The organism is Ancylomarina sp., from assembly GCF_041555295.1.
Taxonomy (GTDB): domain Bacteria; phylum Bacteroidota; class Bacteroidia; order Bacteroidales; family Marinifilaceae; genus Ancylomarina.
This window is the reverse complement of record NZ_JBFFKR010000359.1, coordinates 1-2904: the sequence shown is the minus strand read 5'-3', so window position 1 is coordinate 2904 and position 2904 is coordinate 1. Positions and strand designations below refer to the sequence as shown.

Annotated in this window: 2 protein-coding genes; both read right to left on the bottom strand. The window is 34.2% G+C overall.

Going from position 1 to position 2904, the window contains the following annotated elements; all coding sequences use genetic code 11:
* Window positions 1-1800: DUF5686 family protein (locus ABY905_RS15895; RefSeq protein WP_372645642.1), on the bottom strand; the 1800-nt coding region annotated here is incomplete at its 3' end.
* Between the two features lie 138 nt (window positions 1801-1938).
* Entirely contained in the window at window positions 1939-2751 is an 813-nt protein-coding gene (gene tatC, locus ABY905_RS15890; RefSeq protein WP_372645640.1) for a twin-arginine translocase subunit TatC, read from the bottom strand.
* Window positions 2752-2904 lie beyond the last annotated feature (153 nt).

Sequence of the window (2904 nt, the reverse complement as noted above, 5' to 3'; positions counted from 1 at the left end):
GTCGCCATTAGGTGAAACAAAAGGAACAATTGGAGTAGGTGAGATGTCACGATAACGAAACTTCAGAGTATTTATAAAACCTTGAAACCATTCCTTTTCGTAATGCGCCTCAAACTGATTAAGCATTGTTAGTTTATTATTTGGATTCCTCTTAAGCAATGAGGCCAATATATTACCTTCTGTGAAAGCATTCGGACTCTTTCCCAACTGGTGAATATCATGTTTCCACTGCATTCCAAAAGTTTCCCGAGGCAACTTATTTATCATGTATAAGAATCCCAAGCCATACTTTAATCGATTGTCTTTATCTCCGTAAGCGAGGTGTGCATTATACATGACTTTTGTACTGAAATCATTGGATGTTCTTCCTCCAAACATGAAGCGATTCCCCTCTATCTCATTAAATGAGTAGAGCTTGTAGTAAGGACCATATTCAAAATTTCCTTCAGTATAATAACCTGTTACAAAAGTTTGAATAATGTCAATTATATTTCTATACAATGGCACATTCTGAATGGAATCAACCATCGAATAAATCCCCGATTCTCGTTCCGAAAGTTTAAATGGTCGAGCATTATCCCAATAGGAAGCCTGCTTACCGAGAGCATCATCATTGACAATGACATTATTCTCAAGTTTAACGATCTCTTTACGAATTGGCACATTCAACTTGACATCACGATAAGAGATCGTTTTTCTCCCAAAAAATCCCATCTTATCAGTGGAGTCTCTATCCGTCAACATGAAGTCAACAAATAAATTCTGCTTTTTCAAAAACCAGGTAGAATCATTTAATTTCTGATATTCATTCGTACTTACTACGTCTTTCACCCAATTCAGGTTAACATCTTTAGTAATACGCATTTTCATAATATCAATAGCAAATGTCGTATCTGCCACCCAAAAATCACCTACAAAACAGGGGTCTAGTTTCCTTTTAGGTTTAAATGACATATGATAAGACCAATTTCCGTTACGATAGGCACTATCAGTTAAATAATACTTGTAATAACTCAGACCTCCATCTGCAATAGGACTTACAAAGCCCATATTAAACAGGTCAATAAAGTTATCGTAGATATTAATTTTCTGATGCAACTGCCCTGTAAACTGAGCTAAACTTGCATTATCCTCTATGCCTGACATTTGAGATGCTTTAATAACTTCTCGTTCAAGCTTTGGACTTTTTCTATAATAATAGTCAGATAGAGATTCAGTAATAAAAACAGGTAAATAGGACTTACCTGTCACAACAGAAGTATCGACATAATCAAAAACAAACTGAAACTGGCGCATGATTTTTTTATTCTTAAAATCTTCGCCGATATTATTCAAGTCCATTTCCATTTTCGTATAAGTCTCATACTGGTAGGACTCTAAACGTGCCGGATTATTTTTCTTTTTACGTGCAATAATCTTCCTCAATATAATATGAGCAGGATTCTCTCCAGGCAAAACTCTAATCTCCTGTAGGGAAACAGCCTCGGAGTGTAGTTCGATATTTAAAGTTTGAAAAATTCCTTTTTGAATTTTAAAAGCCCTCCCCTTATACCCCACGAAAGAAACATGCAGTGAATCAGTAGGGCTACGAGTTTCAAGAAAATAATTCCCATCGAAATCTGTAATTGCACCAATAGTTGTACCCTTAAAAGCAATATTAACAAATGGTAATGGTTCTTGAGTTTCGGCATCTACAATTCGACCTCTAAGCTTTGTAACCTGAGTAAATGCAGACTGGCTTATTCCTACCCCCACAAGAATAAACAATAGCAATACTAATCCTTTAGATAATTTCAGCATGTATACGTTAATAGGTGAACATGGTTGATGATTCTTGTAATTTAAGAAAAATCCCTAACATTATTAGGGATTCAAAATTAACAATAAATCCTTCCTAATAGAAAAACTAATCTATACAAATTTTATTGCGTAGAGGGTTTATTCAAATTCTTGAGCCTGCTGTTTTTGAATACGCTTAGAAATACTAATCCCTACTTCATATAAAACCAATAGTGGCAGACAAACCAAAACCTGAGAGAAAATATCTGGTGGCGTTATAATAGCTGACAAAATCAATATCAAAACAATAGAATGTTTTCGATATTTCCTTAAAAACTCAGGACTTACCAAACCAATTTTACTCAAGAAGAAGATTAAAATAGGCAATTCAAAAATAATCCCACTTGCTAAAACTATTGAGGTAATCGTCGAAATATAAGAGGTTAGATTAATCTGATTCAACACCTGAGATGAGACATTATAAGATCCTAAAAAATGTACAGATAAAGGTGTGATCACATAGTATCCAAAAGCAACTCCAAGAGCAAATAAGAAACTGGTATAAAAAATCGATCCTCTTGCATGTTTCTTTTCTGTAGAATACAAAGCAGGTCTTACGAAGCGCCAGAATTCAAAAAACAAATAAGGGAAACCTGCTATTAAACCGATAACCAAAGAAACCGAAATATGCGTTGCAAACTGCCCAGCCATATTAATATTAATCACTTGAAAAGGCTCAGTATTAATTTTCAAGGATTCGATGCCAGTATAATCAGCAAACAGAGCAAACATTCTATTTGTGAAGAAATCAACATTCTTAGGAGCTAATATAATTTCATTAAAAATAAAATCATAAAATACGAAGGCTGTTATAGCAAATACAAATACGGCCGCTACTGAACGAATTAGGTGCCAACGTAACACTTCTAAGTGATCCAGGAAACTCATTCCATCTTCTTCTTTCTCTGACATATAAAACCAATTACAATTAACAACTACTTAATTTGTGATTAAATCATACCAAGCTACACAATACCTTCTTTCAAAATATCATGAAGATGAACTAAACCAATATATTTCTCACCTTCGCAAACAACCAATTGAGTTATACTATTTTGCTCCATC